This window comes from Undibacterium sp. WLX3042 (assembly GCF_049544825.1).
Classification (GTDB): domain Bacteria; phylum Pseudomonadota; class Gammaproteobacteria; order Burkholderiales; family Burkholderiaceae_D; genus Undibacterium.
In genome coordinates this window covers 3,567,014-3,584,512 of the sequence record NZ_CP186698.1, presented here as the reverse complement: position 1 = coordinate 3,584,512, position 17,499 = coordinate 3,567,014, and the positions used below count along the sequence as shown (strand labels likewise).

Here is a 17,499-nt window from a genome sequence, read left to right as displayed (position 1 = left end):
CTTCGATTACGAATTGCGAGCAGGAAAACCATAGGTCATCTAGCAGCTGTAAATGCATTCAAACATAATTTCGCACAAAGGCGATAGGCAAAAAAAGCCACCGCGCCTCGCGCTAGGTGGCTTTTTCAATCAAGTGAATTATCGGTGCCGTGCTACCCTCCTAATTTGGAGAGCTGGTCAATGCTACCAAATAGGCAGCACATAATCTGAATAGGCAAGTTAGAAAGAGAAGCCTTTCTTCTTGGATAACGCAATGATACTTTCCCCTTGTCGCTTTATCTGATCCACAATAACCTCTAACTCTTGGTGAACTTGAGACATCTCTTGACGCGTTAACATATCGAGCCGCTTCTCAATAGCCTTAAATGAAGTCGCTTGGTTCTCGTTGATTCCCTTTAACAAGCCAATTGCACTTGCCATGATTTTACAGGTCGTTTCTGCGCTTTCTCTCACTTCCAACGCTGTGTTTGCTACGAGCTTCTCCATTACTTCTAATCTGGGAATAAGCGCTGAACTCAAGGCCGTTACAGATGTATCAACCTTTTCTTGCAATGCCCTACTTTGCTCCAACTCCAACAACAGACGCGAAATAACAGCATCGTTCGCGCTTCTAAACTGATCAACAACGTTTTCAACATCACGCACCGACTCACGAAACTTCATTAGGTCATCTCGACTACCAGAAATATCAGCCGTTAATGCGTCAATCGACCTCCCGACATCTGAACGTTCGATTCTTTCAATCACAGAAGGGATGCCATCCTTTAGCGCATCAACTTTACCTCCTGCCTCTATGATTTTTTTTCCAACTTCTTCCGCCTTTGTTACTACTAGCTTTAATGCGTCAGGAATCATAGAAACTTGTGAGGCTACATTTCCTACCGACTCAGTTAAACCGCGTAACGTAGTCGAAAGCCCTTGCTGCTCCGCAAGGGTCACCTTAAGTGCTTCAAGTTGCTCAGCTGCTTCCACCAAAATTTGCACTTCGTTTTCCAAAATGTATCCTTACTATTAAATTAGCATCTCTGGCAATCCCTGGTTTGCCTTTGAAAGCATTTCATTAACAATGCTCATCGTTGCAACTGGATCCTTGCCAATATGCAATAGAGCGAATCGTGCACCGAAGTGTCTGTAGCACCAAGCACCATAAACAACCTTCAAATAAACAGCCAATTCAACATCAAAATTACTACAAGCAGTGAGAGCATCCTCTGCCGCGTCAGCTGCTGAATCAGGAGATAATTCCGTAAGAATCTTCAGGCTGGCTTCAAACTCTTCCCTCGATCGCTCTTTTTCTACAAATGAAGGATTCCGTCGGGAAATCGCACTTAGAAATAAGAGTCCCGGATGTGTTGGATAACTTTCAAGCACCCTTGATACCGCGCCATGCAGCTCGTCAACTTCAACAGGCGCCTCCACTGAACTTGAAATTTTTTCCCAATTCAGCGCATCCTCTCCACCTTTCGCAATCTGCTCTAACTCGTGCGTAAATTTATCACTTGCTTGCAAGTAAAAAAGAAGTTTTTTCCGTGCTTCTTCGATATTCGTAACACCTTCACGCGCAAGCTCCAACATTGACCGAGTAGAAGTTCGACGACGACGTTCAATTTGCGAATAGAGATAACGAACGATAGCAGTCATCACAGACTTTTCTACTTCATGGTGGGTAACAGAGGAAAGTAGCTCCTGCACCAATGGTCCAACTCTTCGAGTCTCATATCTTTTTACGTAGGCTTCGAATTTATTCAAGAAGTATTCTTTATAGGCGTCCAAATCTTCTCTTGCCTCGCGCCAATCTTTTGAAACAGCTATATCGAACGTTTTTGAATTGAAATCTTTTGTATAGTCCGAGACTACTCCGAGGTGAATTAGCCGAACAAGGGAATATTCAAGCGTAGCCTGCGCATTCCACGTCTTATTTGCTTTGTCAGAGCTGTATCCTAGGACGACCGATTTGCTAGCGTCTACCAATTTTTTAAGTGAAGACAGAGCTTTTATGGCGGCATTAACTTCTTCGTCTACGCCGGCAAAGCGAGCAGAATGAAAGTAAAACATAGTTATGAAATCGCCGACTGGAGCATGCCTTGGAATGGCATGATATATTTTTTTCGCCTGTTCAATTTCTGTCTGCGGCGACAGAATAATGTCTGTTTTCTCAGCTAGTTCATCAGAAAATAGCATAAGCGCGACTGCCGGCTTCCTGTCACGCGCAGCACGCCCAACCTCCTGGTAGTAAGCCTCCGGTGACGGTGGTGCTAAATAATGAATCACTTTACGAATTGATGGTTTGTCAATTCCCATTCCAAAAGCTGATGTCGCTACGAGAATCTTGAAGCTATTTTTATCGCGAAGGCTAATAAAATCCCTTTGCACTTGCGATTTTTGTTTATCCCAATCACTAGCCGTAACAACATTAAGCATAGCCTTAGGTCGTTCACCTGAATATACCCTAATTCCATCGCCTACTTTTAGTTGAAGCGTCTTCGCCAAATTATTAGCAATTTCAAGCACACCGTATGAACCGTTCACATGTCTTGTAAACACCAACATACCGTCGGTGGCCTCTCGGAATTCATCGAGAAAATTAGCCGCTGCTTCGCCGAGCGCAACTGATTTTTCGGACAACGGAATTTTCTTAAATTGCAATTCCAATTCTGGTCGGTCGAGTCTCTTGGCCCGGATAACTGCGGCAGATTCAGAAATACCTAACTCACGACAAACGTCATCCAACACGATGCTTGACGCAGTTCCTGTTAATGCAACAACCGGCGCAGAATTGTTTAATCGTGCAGTCCTATCGCGAACTATGCGACTCAGGCTGAGGTATGAAGGTCGGAAATCATGTCCCCACTCGCTAACGCAATGACACTCGTCTACAACAACTTGAGCAATTGGTCCGAAGTTAGACTGGTAATCGCTTAATAAACTCCGGAAGTTAGCCATGAGGAAGCGCTCAGGGGCAACTTGTAGCATTCGCATGCTACCCGATATAAACCTAACTTCTTGACGCTTCCTTTCGTCGGTATTAAGAGCACTTGAGATAAAGCCACAGTTATCAACTCCATCTACTTTTAGGCGTTCATATTGGTCTTGCAACAGCGACTTTAACGGAGCCACATATAGAGTTGCGCCCGGTAAAAGCAATGATGCTAGCTGATAGGTAAGGCTTTTTCCTCCTCCGGTTGGAAGCAAACCAACAGCGTCCTGCCCCATCAAAATTCGACTTAATATTTCGTACTGCCCCTCTCTCAGTTCACTCTTTCGAAAGAAGTCTTGTGCAAATGACTGAAGTAGTTCTTGCTCAGGTGGTAAAGGTAAATATCCCCTTGAATGAAAAATCAATCTGGGCTCCTCGACATCCCGATTCATCGGTCGCGAGAACGCGTTAAACTGATTATTCAATGAACCTTCGAAGTACGGATTTGTGCAAGAGATAGCGATACACAAATCTATACCATCACAAATTGAAGTAACTAATTCGATGTGGGGAAGGTCCGCGAGGCCGTACAAACCCCGCATTCGACCGAACCATCCAATGAAATCGCGAACCGCTAACTCCGCAACATCTGTCTCCGCTTCCTCAACATATATTTTCCATGGACGATCCGAATTCAGTACACCTTGCTTTATAGCGACCAGCAGCAAAAATTGGATACGCGCTATGATAGTAGCGCCCCAAACGGAACTCATGACCTCTACGTCTCTCCGAGCAGCGGTACTGATGTCTGTTGCCCATATTCCACCTTCAACCGAACGTAAAAGCTCTTTTAGCTTTAGTCGAAGAGCATGAATATCTCTCATTTCTGAGACTGGAACCCGCCAGATCTTCCACTGGCATTTTTTAATTGCAGCATCGCGGGCGTGGTCTAGTTGCCTTTGCGCCTCTTGCTCGTAGTGCTGCCTCCCATCGATTTCGATTACTAACCTAAGACCGCGCCCGGTATCAATTGAGAAATCCGTCCGTTGGCGTATGAAGAATGAACTCTCTACACCTAAGTCGCTGAGGTTACTTTGGAACTGGAGATAATCCAAAAGCGGAAACCCCAAAACCGGGACTAGAACTTCGTCAAAAAATTGCCGCTCGGCTGAACTTCCCTCTACTCCCGTATTTTTTTCTGCCATGACCCACATATGGTCAATTGCACTAGGCTCAACTTCACTTTGGAGTCTGCCAGACGTAAGAGTGAGTTTTAGTCTTTCGGCTTGAATTTCTTTAGGTTCAAAACCAAGGAGGCCGGAGCGGCTAGGATAATCACTAAATTGGCACAAACCAGATTTTTGCATTCGATGTGCAATGTCCTGCTCCACCATCCAGCTACACGGTGTCCAAGCGCCTCTCTGTAGAAGACCTAGCCCTAATTCGATAACCGTCAACTCGGTACCACTTGGGAGTGACGATGAGAGACCAGCAGGATTGATCACACCCCATTGGTGACTGGAGGAGAATTCCCTGAGAGCCTTGAACCGTGCTGATTCTTCTATAGACAAGCGCGGATCTAGTGCTCCCTTCCAAAATCCGGGAGATTTAAAAAAACATGGGAGTGCCGATAAACGCCCCACCGACGCCTGTTTGATCTGGACTTTAGAGTCAATCACTGCATTTACCTAGAACCTTCATGTCAACTTGGAAATTCATCTCATTTTTAGATAGTATTAAATGGATAATAAATTAGAGAAAGTCCACCTTAATGCCAAAGCTGCGATGTAAGTCAGCGGTTGCCCAAATTTTTGATTCGTATTGAAATATGTTCATTACAAGAATTGCGTATTATTAGTTGATTCGCAATAGTCGTCGCGTCAGCAATGCATTCATATCGCGCCGGGTATCGACAACGACATGAACATAAATAACATCCTGCCGTACTTCGTAAATAACCCGGTTCATACCAGATACAACTTGCCGGTATTGCGAGAGGTTGAGCTTTTCAATTTCTTCTGGAACAGATCCCGCCTGCGGAAAATTTTGCAGATTGCGGATCGCTTCTCTTATCTTGGCGTAGGTAGTGCGCCAGGTTTCAACAGAAAAATTTTTGAGGATATAGGCTCTGAGTTCTTTCAGATCTTGCTCAGCCGAATCGAGGATAACGACCTTAAAGCCCATCAGTGATCGGCCTTATCCAGGTCAGCAAACACATCTTCAGCGGCGCGGAATTTGCCTTGTTCAATTTCACGATTACCGAGTGCCAGAATTTTTAACAGTGCGAGCGTCTCTTCTTGTTCTTCAAAGCTCTTCACATCCATAACCACCAGCTTGGCTTCACCATTTTGCGTAATGAGCATTGGCTCACGATTTTCTGTAATGTCTTTGATGATTTCAGCAGCGTGACTCTTGAGGTAGCTGATAGGCTTTACCTGTGTGGAGAATTTCATGATTCGACCTCTATTACCAATGAATTGGACTAATTTTAGTTCTAATTCAGTCCTACGTACAGCATTAATGTAAATTCACCAACTATTTATCCCGTGGGATCTCAGAGTTGCTGACTAATATCTCATTGAGATGAAAAGCATTTCTCGGAGTTCGACGTCTCCCCGTATTCAGTAGCAACCAGCTTTAGAGTCAGGGGTTAATGTAGCCGCTTTCGTGGCCAGTTGCCTAGCGTCAGCCCCACCAAGGATTTCTTCGGTCGCTCCTCGTTGCATTCCCTCCGCCAGCGTTCAATTACAGTGCGGGCATGGGCCAAGCTGACGAACCAGTGTTCGTTGAGACATCCATCCCGTAATCTTCCATTAAATGACTCGATGTACGCGTTTTGATTCGGTTTGCTCGGCTCAATCTGTCGAAGTTGCACTCCTCGACGGTGTGCCCAGGTCAACATGGCACGACCGCAGAATTCTTTGCCATTGTCAGTTCGAATTATCTTGGGAAGACCTCGCTTGAAACCTCACCGATCCAACATCCGTGTCAAAGGATATCCTCCAATAGCGCGTTCTGCCACGACAGCAAGCGACTCATGCGTAGCATCATCCACGATGGTCAAACACTTGATCGCACGGCCTTCGGCAGTCCGATCGAAGACAAAGTCCATTGATCTGCAATTTAACTATTGGTTTTTATCACCGATCTGCAAAACACCTATTGTTTTTTCACACCACTTGCATATTTCTGCAAACAGACTATTGTTTTTTATCACCTCAGTTCTGACTAGTGTGTCGAAAGCGGGCATTTTGACAGCCGTTTCCGTAATTTCTGCATAAACCTATTGGTTTTTGTCGCCGCAAGTCTAACCAGCACAAGCACAAGTGGGGACTTTCATCACCCATTTCGCAATTTCTGCAAACAACTATTGTTTTTTATCACCGCAAACCGGCGACAGAGGAAATTTTGGCCTTTTGCCTATTCCATTTTCACACCGATAGGCACATCTTTGTAGTTAAACACCGTGTATTTCTCGATGATTTCTGCATAAATCTATTGTTTTTTATCACCTCAGTTCTGACTAGTGTGTCGAAAGGCGGGCATTTTGACAGCCGTTTCCGTAATTTCTACATAAACCTATTGGTTTTTATCGCCGCAAGTCTAACCAGCACAAGCACAAGTGGGGACTTTCATCACCCATTTCGCAATTTCTGCAAACAACTATTGTTTTTTATCACCGCAAACCGGCGACAGAGGAAATTTTGGCCTTTTGCCTATTCCATTTTCACACCGATAGGCACAGCTTTGTAGTTAAACACCGTGTATTTCTCGATGATTTCTGCATAAATCTATTGTTTTTTATCACCTCAAATCTCCATCGGCGGCATCACGCCGATACAGAAATTGGCCTTGGCCGCTTATCTCAATCAAATGAGTCCCCTAGCATTCGAGCAACGCCAATTTGGAAGTTAAGTGCTCTCTACAAAATTAGGGGAAGTCCATACGCTAAAGCGACGGTTGAGCAGTTCAAACAAGGTCAATTGATTAATGTTGGCATTCCGGAATTTATGACGATTGCGGCCAATACAGCTTGCAAACGACTATCCGCACCGTATTATCGAAAAACAGCGACCGTCTGCGCGCTCTCAGATCGCCGACCACTGCGGCCATTTTTGTGTCCCACGACGACAGCAACACGCCTGGCAGCGGTTTATCGGTCGTCAAGAATGGCAACAACTAATCCAATTGGCCGCTGCTATACAGCGGCCAATTGTCGATAATCAGTAGCATCAACGAATTTGCCGACGCCTTAAAATTTCTGACTCGATCGATTTTTGAATGAAAGATTGAATCGACTCTTTTTCTTGCAGTGAATCTTTTAAGTTTTGCGACAGCAAACTGGGCATACGCAAAGTAAAAGTATATGTTGCAGATCTATCGCCCTCGGCCTCAGTAGGACAGCCAAAAATGTATTCATAGTCGTCTACTAAGCCTCTAAATTCTAACCATTTTTTAACTTGATCAAGTTCAAGCGGAAGTAAGATGTATCCCCTTGCATATTCATTGCAGCCAGGTATCCTGGCACAGTACGGCGTCCACTCGCTCATGCCTTCGCCTACCAAAAAAAACTTCCCTGCTTTTGTTTGATAAAGATATTCCCAAAAATGCGCGTAGTCCTCCCGCGTATTGTCGTAACTATACGTTGTTAACAGCGTCGCTGTTTCTGTGTTGTATGTTTTCCCATCAATAATTTTTTTTAGGTGGAAAGGCATAGCACCAAGTGTATTAGATAAATTTAACGACTCTGCCCATTCTTCAATCAGTTTTTTTGCGGCTTTCATCTGTTGCATGATAATTTCTCCATTTTTTAACAAGATACTTGATATCATACTGAACTTATTAGATGATGTCATGTAATTTATTTAAACGATGTCTTTCGGTGTATAAAGTGTCCCGTAAGTCCTACAACATGCGATATTGGGGACGTCTCAGAAAACGGAAAATAAAGCACGTTAAGCCCATTGCAGACTCTAGATATTGACGAGTACGTCGGGTTTTCTCTTGTTTGAGTTGCCTCTTGTGGTAAGATAGTAATCAATTACTATCTTACAAGGAGTGCTCGTGGACACCCATCCAAAGCATCTGCCGGCCGATGAACGTCGTGCCGTAACTGTCGAGTCCGTCGTGGCGCTTGCCGGTTCACAAAACCCAAGCGAGATAACCACTGCGGCTATCGCTAAACACATGAACTTGACCCAGGGTGCGCTGTTTCGGCACTTCCCGAACAAGGAAGCCATTTGGCAGGCGGTCATGGAGTGGGTAGCAGAGCGCCTATTAGCCAGAATCGATCGATCCGCACAAGGAATCGAGTCGCCCTTGGCAGCCATGGAGGCGATGTTCATGAGTCATATCGAATTCGTAGCTGAGCACCCAGGCGTGCCAAGAATGATGTTTGGTGAGCTTCAGCGTGCCGAATCGACACCGGCCAAGCGCATGGTGCAAACCTTGATTCAGCGCTACGGCGAACGTTTGCATCGTCTCATCGAGAAAGGCAAGGCCAGCGGCGAGTTGTCTCCCTCGCTTGACAACGAGGCGGCGGCAACGCTGTTCATTGGCACGATCCAGGGCTTGGTCATGCAATCGCTGTTGGCGGGTGATGTGGGACGTATGCACCGCGATGCGCCGCGCGTCTTTGCAATTTATCGGCATGGCATAAGGAGTGCGCAATGAAAAAGTTACCCTTGCAAGGCCGCACCCTGGCGCTGCTTGCCGTCATCATTCCTTTGCTGGTGCTTTTTATTTATGTCGGTCTGCGATCAGGGCCGCTCGCCCCGGTCGCTGTGACGGTGGCAAGCGTGGAATCACGGGCTATCACACCGGCGCTGTTCGGCATCGGCACGGTGGAGGCGCGCTACACCTACAAGATCGGGCCGACGTTTGCCGGGCGCGTCAAACGCCTGGAGGTGCATGTAGGCGACCAGGTCAAGGCCGGACAGGTGCTCGGCGAGATGGAGCCGGTCGACCTTGATGATCGGGTGCGCTCACAGGAGTCTGTATTCAAGCGGGCGGAAGCGGCTTTGCGCGAGGCAGAAGCCCGGCAAGCCTACGCGCAAACCCAGGCGCGCCGCTATGAGCAATTGTTTGCGGTGCGCTCGACCAGCGAGGAAATCGTCGCTACCAAACGGCAGGAACTGATGATCGCCGATGCCTCACTTTCTGCAGCGCGCGAAGACCTTGCCCGTACCCGAGCTGATCGCGAGGCATTGGTGGCGCAGCGAAACAATCTGCGCTTGATTTCCCCCGTTGACGGTGTAGTCACCGTGCGCGATGCTGATCCTGGCACGACCATCGTCGCAGGCCAAGCCGTGGTGGAGGTGATCGACCCCAAGAGTTTGTGGATCAATGTACGCTTCGATCAGAGCAGTGCATCAGGACTTGTTGCAGGACTGCCCGCGCGCATCGCGCTGCGTTCACGCAGCGGACAAGTATTGAAGGGCCGCGTGCTGCGGATGGAACCCAAGGCCGATGCGGTGACCGAGGAGACCTTGGCCAAGGTGATCTTCGATACCCACCCCGAACCCACGCCGCCACTAGGTGAACTGGCCGAAGTCACGCTCGATATGCCGGCGCTCTCCGTCGCTCTGGTGATACCAAACGCCGCTGTACAACGTGAAGGCGACAAGCTCGGCGTCTGGCAAATCGTCAATGGCGATCTGCACTTCACGCCCGTCACGCTCGGCGCTTCCGACCTTGATGGCAGTGTGCAGGTGCGTGACGGACTCAAGAACGGCGACCAGTTCATTGTTTACAGCGAAAAGGCGCTAACTTCGCGTAGCCGAATCCAGGTGGTCGAGCGCATCCCCGGAGTATCACGATGATCAGTCTGGCTGGCCGTGACATTCTCCATTCCTGGGGAAAATTCGTCTTCACCGGCATCGGTCTGGGTCTGCTGATCGGCGTCACCCTGGTCATGGCTGGGGTGTACCGAGGCATGGTGGACGACGGCAAGGCGTTGCTCGACAACAGTGGCGCTGACCTTTGGGTGGTGCAAAAGGATACTCTGGGTCCTTATGCGGAGTCGTCCAGCCTCAACGATGACGTGTATCGCGCCATTCTCGCCATGCCGGGAGTCTCACAGGCAGCGAACGTGACCTACCTGACCATGCAGGTACGCAAGGGCGAGAGTGATGTACGCACCATGGTGGTCGGCATCGCGCCCGGTGCGTTGGGGGCTACACCCGGATGGCCTCCTTATCTCGTCGCTGGACGCCAGATCACGCGCGGTCACTATGAGGCGGTGGCCGACATCGCCACCGGCTTCAAACTGGGAGATCGTCTTGCCATTCGCCGAAATCATTACACCGTCGTGGGGCTGACACGGCGCATGGTGTCGTCCAGCGGCGACCCGATGGTATTCATTCCGCTCAAGGATGCCCAAGAGGCTCAGTTCCTCAAGGACAACGACGCCATTTGGCAAAGCCGGCGTCGCACCGAAGCCAACCCGGCCTTCAATCGACCCGGTGTTACTGGTTTGCTGGATGCCGTGATTGCTTCACAGAGCACCAACGCGTTCGTCAATGCAGTGCTGGTCACTCTGAAACCTGGCCATGCGCCGGACGAGGTTGCCGAATCCATCCGGCGCTGGAAGCGTTTGACGGTCTACACCCGGGCACAGATGGAAGACATCCTCGTCGGCAAGTTGATCGCCACCTCGGCCAAGCAGATCGGCATGTTCTTAGTGATTCTGGCCATCGTTAGCGCGGCCATCGTTGCCTTCATCATCTATTCGCTGACGATGGACAAAATCCGCGAGATCGCGGTGTTGAAGCTCATCGGCACACGCAACCGAACCATCGCCGCGATGATCATGCAGCAGGCGATCGCCCTGGGCGTGATTGGTTTCGTGGTCGGCAAGATCACAGCCACTTTCTCAGCGCCGCTGTTTCCCAAGTACGTACTGCTGATGCCGTTCGACTCCATCGCCGGTTTTTTCGCCGTGCTCGTGATCTGCGTTCTAGCCAGCATCGTCGCCATTCGCATGGCACTCAAGGTCGATCCGGCCGAAGCCATTGGAGGTTGAGATGAGTGGCAAAGGCATCCACATCGAAAGTTTGAGCAAGCGGTATGGCGATGGTGACACCGCTGTCTTTGCCTTGAAAGACGTGAATATGCATGTTGCGCCAGGTGAAGTGGTGGGGCTGATCGGCCCTTCCGGGTCCGGCAAGAGCACGCTGCTCAAATGTCTGGGTGCGGTGATCGAACCGACCGCTGGTCGCATGACGCTGGGCGATGAAGTGATCTACGACGATGGCTGGAAAGTCCGCGACTTGCGTGCCTTGCGACGGGACAAGATTGGTTTCGTATTCCAGGCACCATACCTGATTCCGTTTCTCGATGTCACCGACAACGTGGCGCTACTGCCGATGCTTGCAGGCGTCGCGAATGGGGAGTCGCGCGCGAAGGCACTGGAACTGCTCACCGCGCTCGATGTGCAACACCGGGCTCGTGCCATGCCCTCGCAACTCTCCGGTGGTGAACAGCAACGAGCCGCCATTGCGCGAGGCTTGGTCAATCGCCCGCCGGTGATTCTGGCTGATGAGCCCACGGCTCCCCTCGACAGTGAGCGCGCCATGGCTGTGATCCGCATCCTCAACGACATGGCCCGCAAGTTCGAGACCGCCATCATCGTCGTCACCCATGACGAAAAAATCATCCCCACTTTCAAGCGCATCTACCACATCCGCGACGGCGTGACCCATGAGGAAGCGGGCGAAGGGCGAGGATTCGAATGAGAGAACGATTGAATTACAGGAGAATTTCATGACCCACCGCAAACACAGCCACGCATTTGGAACTATCACCCTGACCGTTACGGCCTGCCTGCTTCTATGGGGTTTTCAGTTGCCAGCTTGGGCTGGTGACGCTACCCAGGTTGAGCCACTGGCGCTACGCAAGATCATGCAGGAACTCGGGCGCAACATGCAGGCTATTACCGGTGCGATTTCGCAGGAGGAATGGGTTCAGGTCGTTCAGCTCGCCCCAAAAGTTGCTGCACACCCCGAGCCACCGCTTACTGAAAAAATGCGCATCCTTGCTTACCTCGGCGCTGATGCGACCAAGTTCAGAAACTTTGACGCGCAGACTCACGAGGCGGCGCTGGCCATGAAGCTGGCTGCTGCGAGCAGCGACGGCAAGGCGGTGATCCAATCATTCGCCCACGTGCAGGAAAGCTGCTTGGGCTGCCACCAAGCTTTCCGTAAACCTTTCGTGGAGCATTTTTATGGAGCACGCTAAAACATGCCAGCGCCCCATCAGCCTCGAAAGACGGCTTGCGGCAACTTACCTGGTAGCTGGTCTGGTCACCGCCGGTCTGGCCGGTTGCGCCGCCGGCCCTGATTTTCAGCGTCCCACCGCACCCGATGTGGCTCGCTACACTGCAACACCGGTGGCTGATAGAACCGCGTCCGCTCCCACGCAGTTCGGCGAAACACAACGTCTAGTCGAAGGGCTTCCGATCGAAACGCAATGGTGGCAAAGCTTGGGTTCATCCACACTCGACGGACTGATCAACGAAGCTTTCCATGTCAGCCCGACGCTGGCGAGCATCAGCGCCAATTTGCGACAGGCGCAGGAGCTTCTTGCCGCACAGGCGGGCTCGACGCAATATCCACAGGTAGATGTCGCACTGGGATCTCAGCGCCAGCAAATGAGTCCCAGTAGCCAAGGGTTGAGCGGAGACGCACGTCAATTCAGCCTCTACAACGCCAGCGTTGGCGTGCATTACAACCTCGATCTGGCTGGCGGCAACCGGCGCGCACTCGAAGCCTTGGCTGCTCGCGCCGACTACCGTCGCTTCGAACTGAATGCTGCGCGCCTGGCCCTTGCCGGCAACATGGCAACCGCTGCCATTACCCGAGCACGCCTCGCCGCGCAACTAGAAGCCACTACTGCCATTTTGCGCGTGCAGGATGAGCAACTGCGCCTAGCCCATGAACGCGTGCGTATCGGTCAGGCCTCACCTGATGAAGCGTTGAGCCTACAAGCTCAGGCGGAGCAAACGCGGGCAGAACTGCCTGCGCTGCGTAAACAACTGCAACAAACCGAACATCTACTGGCGGTGCTAGCCGGTCGTGCCCCAGGCACGGGTGGCATCCCGGCCTTCACTCTGGCCGATTTCACTCTGCCCGTCGAGATGCCGCTCGTCGTGCCCTCAGAACTGGTGCGCCGCCGACCGGATATCCAGGCGTCAGAGGCGCTGTTGCATGCGGCCAATGCAGACTATGGTGTGGCTGTCGCCAAGCTCTACCCACAGATCAACCTGAGCGCCAACCTTGGCTCTCAAGCGCTGACCACCGGTACCCTGTTCGGTGGTGGCTCGGCAGTGTGGGGCCTGGTTGCGCAGCTCACCCAGCCTCTTTTTAATCCAGGGCTACCCGCTGAAAAAAGAGCGGCGCTCGCCGCTTTTGATGCCGCCGCAGCCAATTACCAGAGCGTCGTATTGGAGTCTTTGCGTAACGTCGCCGACACCCTGCGCGCGGTGGAAAGCGATGCACAAACTTTGACTGCCCTCGCTGCCGCTGATATGGCTGCACAGGCCTCCTTGCAGTCGGTCGAGCGGCAATACCGGCTGGGCGCGGCCAGCTACCTGCAACTGCTCATCGCGCAGCAACAGGCACAGTCAATCCGGATCAATATGGTTGCGGCCCAGGCACAACGCCTAGTCGATAGTGTTGCTTTATATCAGGCCCTGGGAGGTGGTGTCAGTTAAGGCTATACTTCATCCTGACTTTGAGTAGCCTGCCGTCCCTTAAACGAATTCTTGGAACTATTTCTGTTCTTGCGCAGACTCGACAGCCTTGTCTTGCTCGTTCAACCAAACGTCCATATCCGACTCAGCTCGCTTGGTTTCGCCCAAGCTGCGACGCCAGCCAAGATGGTACTTCATCGTATAACCATGTTCAGAGTGTTGATCGCTGGACAGACCCAACAACAACCAGCCAAGGGCTAAGTGGCGATTCACCTCTCTAGCAGAGATGAAGGTAGCTACTTCCGCGATATCTTGAAGGTCCAGCGTGGTAGGGACTGTAGTTGTCATGAGATAGTTTTTTGAGATTGAGGTAAGTAAAATCCTAACACGCGGGTGTATCAAACCAAGACTAACCCGGTTCTCCGTTCCGTTGCACCTGGAACCCCAGGTGCTCAGCTGTGATTTTTTGAGCTTAGCGTACTATTTTTTCCGAATCCTGTGGTCGCCCCTTCCATGCCTTCAACCGGCGGAAACACGCCGCCGCCCACTTCCTCGCCGTCCTCGATCAGCCGCCGCCCAGCTCGGCGGCACGTTGCTCAATCGTATAACTGTATTTCATGTTTTACGCATTACCGTATTTCTGCAAAAGTAGCTCGCGCACTTCGTCCGCGATTTTCGACCCGCGCATCGCGCATTGAGTCTTGATCGTACGGTGGAGGCTTTCCGGGATGTCGATGGTCAGGCGCTTCATAGCCTCGGCCTCGCCGGCGGTCGAGCGGTCATCGACCCAGGCATCGGCTGCTACAGCTGGTTTATTGGTCGGCTTGGTGCCGAAGGCGATTTTCTTATTCATTTTGCGTACTCCATCAGTTCAGCAGCGACGGCCTCGATTTCGGCCACGGCCGGACCGGCTGCGTCGATTTCAAAAATGGCCTGTCCCTGGGCGGCGGCTTCCGCGAATACCACGCGCTGTGTGACGCTCGCCTGCAGGACGTGGACGGGGTAGGCCGCCAGCGCTTCGCGCACGTCACGGCCAATTGCCGTGTTTGTAATTTTACGATTAACCACAAAAGCAGATTTAATGCTCTCCTTGTATACGCGGGCTTCCTCGATCAGCTTGACCACTTCATCGGCGGCCCAAATGTCATAGGGGCTAGGCTGGACCGGGATAACAACGATATCGGACGCCATGATGGCAGAGCGGGCCAGGTCGGTGACGCGGGGCGGTCCGTCGATAACGATGTGGTCGTAACCTTTCCCCATCAAGCCGATTTCCTTGTGGATGGACGGCCGAGGAAAGCCGACAACGGTAAAGAGCGGTTCACCCTGGCGAGCAGCCGCCCAATCCAAGGCGCTCCCTTGCGGATCGGCATCGATCAGCAGCACGCGGTGGCCGGCGCGGGCCAAGCATGCGGCCAGGTTGACGCTCAGAGTCGTTTTCCCTACGCCGCCCTTCTGATTCAGAATTCCGAAAATCATGTTTTACCCTTTTGTATTTTTGCGACACTGTAATTTCACAGAAAAACACAAAACAGTCAATACCGTCCACGAATAAATTTTTTGCAAAGTATCTATACTTTTGCTATAGTTTAATCATACTTTTTTTACTTTAAAGGGAAATTTGATGGAAACTATAGATAAAAACAGTGTCGTTTGCGTGCTTACCGCACGTGGTATTGAGAAAATTTTGGAAGAAGGTGGCTCCCAGGCTTGGGTGCTGGATGCGAAGCGCGCACGCGGGTGCCAGTACGTTGTCTGCATCCAAAACCGAGGATTCACCGATGACTGGGGCCACGTCTCGGCCCCGCATCACACGGCGTTCGTGGTCGGCAAGCTCAAAGAAGTGGCGCGCTCCAAGGAAGACGACTGCGAAAACCGCTGGCGTCTGGTCTTTAGCGAGTATGCAGAAATTGACGTTGAAAATGCCTGGCCAGGCAACCGTAACCCTGTCCTGTACACCAACCTGGAACAGTTCGGCATCAAACCGGATGAGCTTGAATTCCACCCGATGCCAGAGCAAGAGCCAGTGCCAGAGGCAAAGCGTCAAGTTGGACCGCTCACGATGGCAGAGGCCAAAGCCGGCCTTGCTCAGACTTTCGGCGTCGAACCATCGGACATCGAAATCACTGTGCGAGGCTAACGGCGCACTGTCGGGACGTCGGGTTTTGACTCCCACTAGGGAGCCGGCGGCTATCGTTTGTTGACGCCGACGCTAAATTGACCCACCGCGCCGACTTTGACTGACCCATGTACGCTGGCCGTAAGCCGCATGGGGCCTAGGTTTTCCTAGCATTGACGTGGGGCAGCGCTTTTCGGCCACCTAGGTCAATTTGGCATCGGCGTCAACACTACGCCTTGATCTCGTAGCCGCGCTGCCGCTCAAACTGCTGGTATTCGGCAACTACGACGGGATCGTTAAAGGTGCCACCAATTTCGTCCTGCGTACTTGTGCCGTCCAAGCCCTGGAGCGTCGTCGCGGTATTGATCCACGCCTCACTGATTTGCGGTGGTCCTATAAACTGAAGCAGGTAGCGATCCAAGATGCCCTTGCCTGGAGAGGCTATCTCGTTTGTTAGAGCAAGCAGGTAGTCGTTCTTACGCGTACTTTCCCATGAGATAGAAAAACCAGCTCGCCGGCACAGTTCCGCATGCACAAGTAGCATAGTCCGTCCATTGCCATCAAGAAATGGGTGGCCATATGCAAACAAGCCCATCACCTCGCCTGGCCGCGCACTCATAGTCTTCTTGTCCTGGCCTAGTCGCAGGCCCTGGTCGACCGCCAGCACCGCGTGAAATGGATGAGAAAATATGGTTTCCCCCTTGTTGATGGAACTTTCAGGTGCCGTTGTTTTCCGATCTTTGCCAGCCCAGGGATAGAAGCCCTGGAACAAGATATGGTGAACCTTAAGAAAATTGAGGTACGTAAGGTTTTTTTGTCGTGCGAGGTAGGCTACCGCTTCCGGCAGATTGGCACGGAACAGATCGTGCTCGATCACCTTGACTATGCTGAGGTCCTTCTCGCCTTCGAAATTGCGCAGGTAACCTGCCGCGTCGAAATCCTTAAATGGATCGAACACGGCGTATCTCCCGCTGATGACTGATGAGCAGCGTGGTCATTTCGCGGTCGCTCAACTTGTGAGCGCGCTTGAGCGCAACGAGCAGGTCACCGGTCCCGTCGGAGCGAACGTCGTCGCCCGCTAGGCGCGTCACCGCCTCAGCCCATTCGTCGCCGGCGGTACGCGTATAGGAAATATGGTGTTTGCGAGCCAGGAGCTTCACAAACTTGCTGATCCCTTCTCTGGGGATGTGCAGTGGCGCAGTCAGGGAATGTGCAGACTTGTACGAGTGCGGCTGTACGTAAGTGACTGATGTGCGCCCGATCGACAGGCGTCGGTTGATTCGGTGTGAACCGGTGTCAAGCTTTAAGACATTGGTGGCAGCAGCATCAGAAACGCTATTCTGTTCGATGCGTACGGTCACTCCCAGCTTGCTAAAAACCTCAAGCGCGATGTCTTCAGCCGAGGCTGCCAACGTTATCGCTCCGGTCGCAGCATCCTTGAACGACTTCACGTAGATCCCGACGCCAACGCGGACGATGACACCTTTCATCAGCAGCGCATTGAGCGACTTGGACACCTGAGACGCACTGCCAAGGCTAGCCACATCGCGCCGCAAGACGACGGATCCCTGACGGTGTCTGATTGACGACAGGATGCGAGTTTGGATTTTCACGATATGTACCTGTTGAGTGGCATATACACATTATAGCAAAGTCTGATTTTGTCATTTATAATCAATCGATTACAAAAACTCAATATGCCGAATCGCAAGCAAACCATTACCTCTACCTAGATCCGTTCGTACGGTACTGTACTGTTGAAGTACACCCATG

Annotated in this window: 18 protein-coding genes and 1 pseudogene; 8 read left to right on the top strand and 11 right to left on the bottom strand. The window is 51.4% G+C overall.

The window, feature by feature from the left end; all coding sequences use genetic code 11:
• Positions 1 to 219: 219 nt before the first annotated feature.
• From ACPAOP_RS16335 to ACPAOP_RS16315, 5 genes and pseudogenes are all read right to left on the bottom strand, one after another.
• Entirely contained in the window at positions 220 to 996 is a 777-nt protein-coding gene (locus ACPAOP_RS16335) for a hypothetical protein (protein WP_423708728.1), read from the bottom strand.
• Positions 997 to 1,011: 15 nt separating this feature from the next.
• The gene (locus ACPAOP_RS16330) at positions 1,012 to 4,488 is read right to left on the bottom strand and encodes a DEAD/DEAH box helicase (protein WP_423708727.1); all 3,477 of its coding nucleotides are present in this window, start codon (positions 4,486 to 4,488) and stop codon (positions 1,012 to 1,014) included.
• A gap of 283 nt (positions 4,489 to 4,771) precedes the next feature.
• Positions 4,772 to 5,101, bottom strand: a complete 330-nt coding sequence (locus ACPAOP_RS16325; RefSeq protein ID WP_423680263.1) for a type II toxin-antitoxin system RelE/ParE family toxin — start codon at positions 5,099 to 5,101, stop codon at positions 4,772 to 4,774.
• Positions 5,101 to 5,370 (bottom strand): type II toxin-antitoxin system Phd/YefM family antitoxin, encoded by a 270-nt coding sequence (locus ACPAOP_RS16320; RefSeq protein ID WP_423680265.1) that lies wholly within the window; start codon positions 5,368 to 5,370, stop codon positions 5,101 to 5,103. The genes ACPAOP_RS16325 and ACPAOP_RS16320 overlap by 1 nt, the downstream gene beginning before the upstream one ends.
• Positions 5,371 to 5,567: 197 nt before the next feature.
• A pseudogene (locus ACPAOP_RS16315) lies at positions 5,568 to 6,032 on the bottom strand (integrase core domain-containing protein); the annotation flags it as partial.
• 918 nt (positions 6,033 to 6,950) lie between these two features.
• Between ACPAOP_RS16315 and ACPAOP_RS16310 the strand changes: the two are divergent.
• Entirely contained in the window at positions 6,951 to 7,100 is a 150-nt protein-coding gene (locus ACPAOP_RS16310) for a hypothetical protein (protein WP_423708726.1), read from the top strand.
• Positions 7,101 to 7,149: 49 nt separating this feature from the next.
• Here ACPAOP_RS16310 and ACPAOP_RS16305 read toward each other — a convergent pair whose 3' ends face one another.
• A complete protein-coding gene (locus ACPAOP_RS16305) occupies positions 7,150 to 7,710 on the bottom strand; it encodes a hypothetical protein (protein ID WP_423708725.1) in 561 nt (186 codons plus the stop codon).
• 271 nt (positions 7,711 to 7,981) lie between these two features.
• Between ACPAOP_RS16305 and ACPAOP_RS16300 the strand changes: the two genes are divergently transcribed.
• The 6 genes from ACPAOP_RS16300 to ACPAOP_RS16275 are packed head-to-tail and all read left to right on the top strand — an operon-like array spanning position 7,982 to position 13,628.
• Positions 7,982 to 8,590, top strand: a complete 609-nt coding sequence (locus ACPAOP_RS16300) for a TetR/AcrR family transcriptional regulator (RefSeq protein WP_423708724.1) — start codon at positions 7,982 to 7,984, stop codon at positions 8,588 to 8,590.
• Positions 8,587 to 9,738, top strand: coding sequence for an efflux RND transporter periplasmic adaptor subunit (locus ACPAOP_RS16295; protein WP_186886024.1), 1,152 nt, complete (start codon positions 8,587 to 8,589; stop codon positions 9,736 to 9,738). Before ACPAOP_RS16300 ends, ACPAOP_RS16295 begins: the two co-directional genes overlap by 4 nt.
• Complete coding sequence (locus ACPAOP_RS16290) at positions 9,735 to 10,940, top strand: ABC transporter permease (protein ID WP_423708723.1); 1,206 nt, start codon at positions 9,735 to 9,737, stop codon at positions 10,938 to 10,940. The genes ACPAOP_RS16295 and ACPAOP_RS16290 overlap by 4 nt, the downstream gene beginning before the upstream one ends.
• Before the next feature lies 1 nt (position 10,941).
• On the top strand, positions 10,942 to 11,652 hold the full coding sequence (locus ACPAOP_RS16285; protein ID WP_186886022.1) for an ABC transporter ATP-binding protein: 711 nt from the start codon (positions 10,942 to 10,944) through the stop codon (positions 11,650 to 11,652).
• 28 nt (positions 11,653 to 11,680) lie between these two features.
• Positions 11,681 to 12,154 (top strand): cytochrome c, encoded by a 474-nt coding sequence (locus ACPAOP_RS16280; RefSeq protein WP_003056106.1) that lies wholly within the window; start codon positions 11,681 to 11,683, stop codon positions 12,152 to 12,154.
• Positions 12,141 to 13,628 (top strand): efflux transporter outer membrane subunit, encoded by a 1,488-nt coding sequence (locus tag ACPAOP_RS16275; RefSeq protein WP_003056103.1) that lies wholly within the window; start codon positions 12,141 to 12,143, stop codon positions 13,626 to 13,628. The genes ACPAOP_RS16280 and ACPAOP_RS16275 overlap by 14 nt, the downstream gene beginning before the upstream one ends.
• A gap of 57 nt (positions 13,629 to 13,685) precedes the next feature.
• Here ACPAOP_RS16275 and ACPAOP_RS16270 read toward each other — a convergent pair whose 3' ends face one another.
• From ACPAOP_RS16270 to parA, 3 genes are all read right to left on the bottom strand, one after another.
• Positions 13,686 to 13,955, bottom strand: coding sequence for a hypothetical protein (locus tag ACPAOP_RS16270; RefSeq protein WP_423708722.1), 270 nt, complete (start codon positions 13,953 to 13,955; stop codon positions 13,686 to 13,688).
• A gap of 274 nt (positions 13,956 to 14,229) precedes the next feature.
• On the bottom strand, positions 14,230 to 14,460 hold the full coding sequence (locus ACPAOP_RS16265) for a hypothetical protein (RefSeq protein WP_423708721.1): 231 nt from the start codon (positions 14,458 to 14,460) through the stop codon (positions 14,230 to 14,232).
• Positions 14,457 to 15,086 carry a ParA family partition ATPase gene (parA, locus tag ACPAOP_RS16260; protein ID WP_423708720.1) on the bottom strand — a complete coding sequence of 210 codons (630 nt, stop codon included), beginning with the start codon at positions 15,084 to 15,086 and terminating at the stop codon, positions 14,457 to 14,459. Before parA ends, ACPAOP_RS16265 begins: the two co-directional genes overlap by 4 nt.
• A gap of 145 nt (positions 15,087 to 15,231) precedes the next feature.
• Between parA and ACPAOP_RS16255 the strand changes: the two genes are divergently transcribed.
• Entirely contained in the window at positions 15,232 to 15,747 is a 516-nt protein-coding gene (locus ACPAOP_RS16255) for a hypothetical protein (protein ID WP_423708719.1), read from the top strand.
• 208 nt (positions 15,748 to 15,955) lie between these two features.
• Here the strand turns inward: ACPAOP_RS16255 and ACPAOP_RS16250 are convergent, their stop codons facing one another.
• Together ACPAOP_RS16250 and ACPAOP_RS16245 are read right to left on the bottom strand one after the other, a co-directional pair.
• Positions 15,956 to 16,684 carry a Fic/DOC family protein gene (locus ACPAOP_RS16250; RefSeq protein WP_423708718.1) on the bottom strand — a complete coding sequence of 243 codons (729 nt, stop codon included), beginning with the start codon at positions 16,682 to 16,684 and terminating at the stop codon, positions 15,956 to 15,958.
• Positions 16,668 to 17,339 (bottom strand): DUF6088 family protein, encoded by a 672-nt coding sequence (locus ACPAOP_RS16245; RefSeq protein WP_423708717.1) that lies wholly within the window; start codon positions 17,337 to 17,339, stop codon positions 16,668 to 16,670. The genes ACPAOP_RS16250 and ACPAOP_RS16245 overlap by 17 nt, the downstream gene beginning before the upstream one ends.
• Between the last annotated feature and the right edge of the window lie 160 nt (positions 17,340 to 17,499).

What these genes read in the sequence shown, in the direction of transcription:
- ACPAOP_RS16290 (WP_423708723.1), top strand. Translation starts at nt 9,735, where the DNA reads ATGATCAGTCTGGCTGGCCGTGACATTCTCCATTCCTGGGGAAAATTC.
- ACPAOP_RS16285 (WP_186886022.1), top strand. Translation starts at nt 10,942, where the DNA reads ATGAGTGGCAAAGGCATCCACATCGAAAGTTTGAGCAAGCGGTATGGC.
- ACPAOP_RS16320 (WP_423680265.1), bottom strand. Translation starts at nt 5,370, where the DNA reads ATGAAATTCTCCACACAGGTAAAGCCTATCAGCTACCTCAAGAGTCAC.
- ACPAOP_RS16305 (WP_423708725.1), bottom strand. Translation starts at nt 7,710, where the DNA reads ATGCAACAGATGAAAGCCGCAAAAAAACTGATTGAAGAATGGGCAGAG.
- ACPAOP_RS16255 (WP_423708719.1), top strand. Translation starts at nt 15,232, where the DNA reads ATGGAAACTATAGATAAAAACAGTGTCGTTTGCGTGCTTACCGCACGT.
- ACPAOP_RS16275 (WP_003056103.1), top strand. Translation starts at nt 12,141, where the DNA reads ATGGAGCACGCTAAAACATGCCAGCGCCCCATCAGCCTCGAAAGACGG.
- parA (WP_423708720.1), bottom strand. Translation starts at nt 15,086, where the DNA reads ATGATTTTCGGAATTCTGAATCAGAAGGGCGGCGTAGGGAAAACGACT.
- ACPAOP_RS16280 (WP_003056106.1), top strand. Translation starts at nt 11,681, where the DNA reads ATGACCCACCGCAAACACAGCCACGCATTTGGAACTATCACCCTGACC.
- ACPAOP_RS16295 (WP_186886024.1), top strand. Translation starts at nt 8,587, where the DNA reads ATGAAAAAGTTACCCTTGCAAGGCCGCACCCTGGCGCTGCTTGCCGTC.
- ACPAOP_RS16325 (WP_423680263.1), bottom strand. Translation starts at nt 5,101, where the DNA reads ATGGGCTTTAAGGTCGTTATCCTCGATTCGGCTGAGCAAGATCTGAAA.
- ACPAOP_RS16270 (WP_423708722.1), bottom strand. Translation starts at nt 13,955, where the DNA reads ATGACAACTACAGTCCCTACCACGCTGGACCTTCAAGATATCGCGGAA.
- ACPAOP_RS16265 (WP_423708721.1), bottom strand. Translation starts at nt 14,460, where the DNA reads ATGAATAAGAAAATCGCCTTCGGCACCAAGCCGACCAATAAACCAGCT.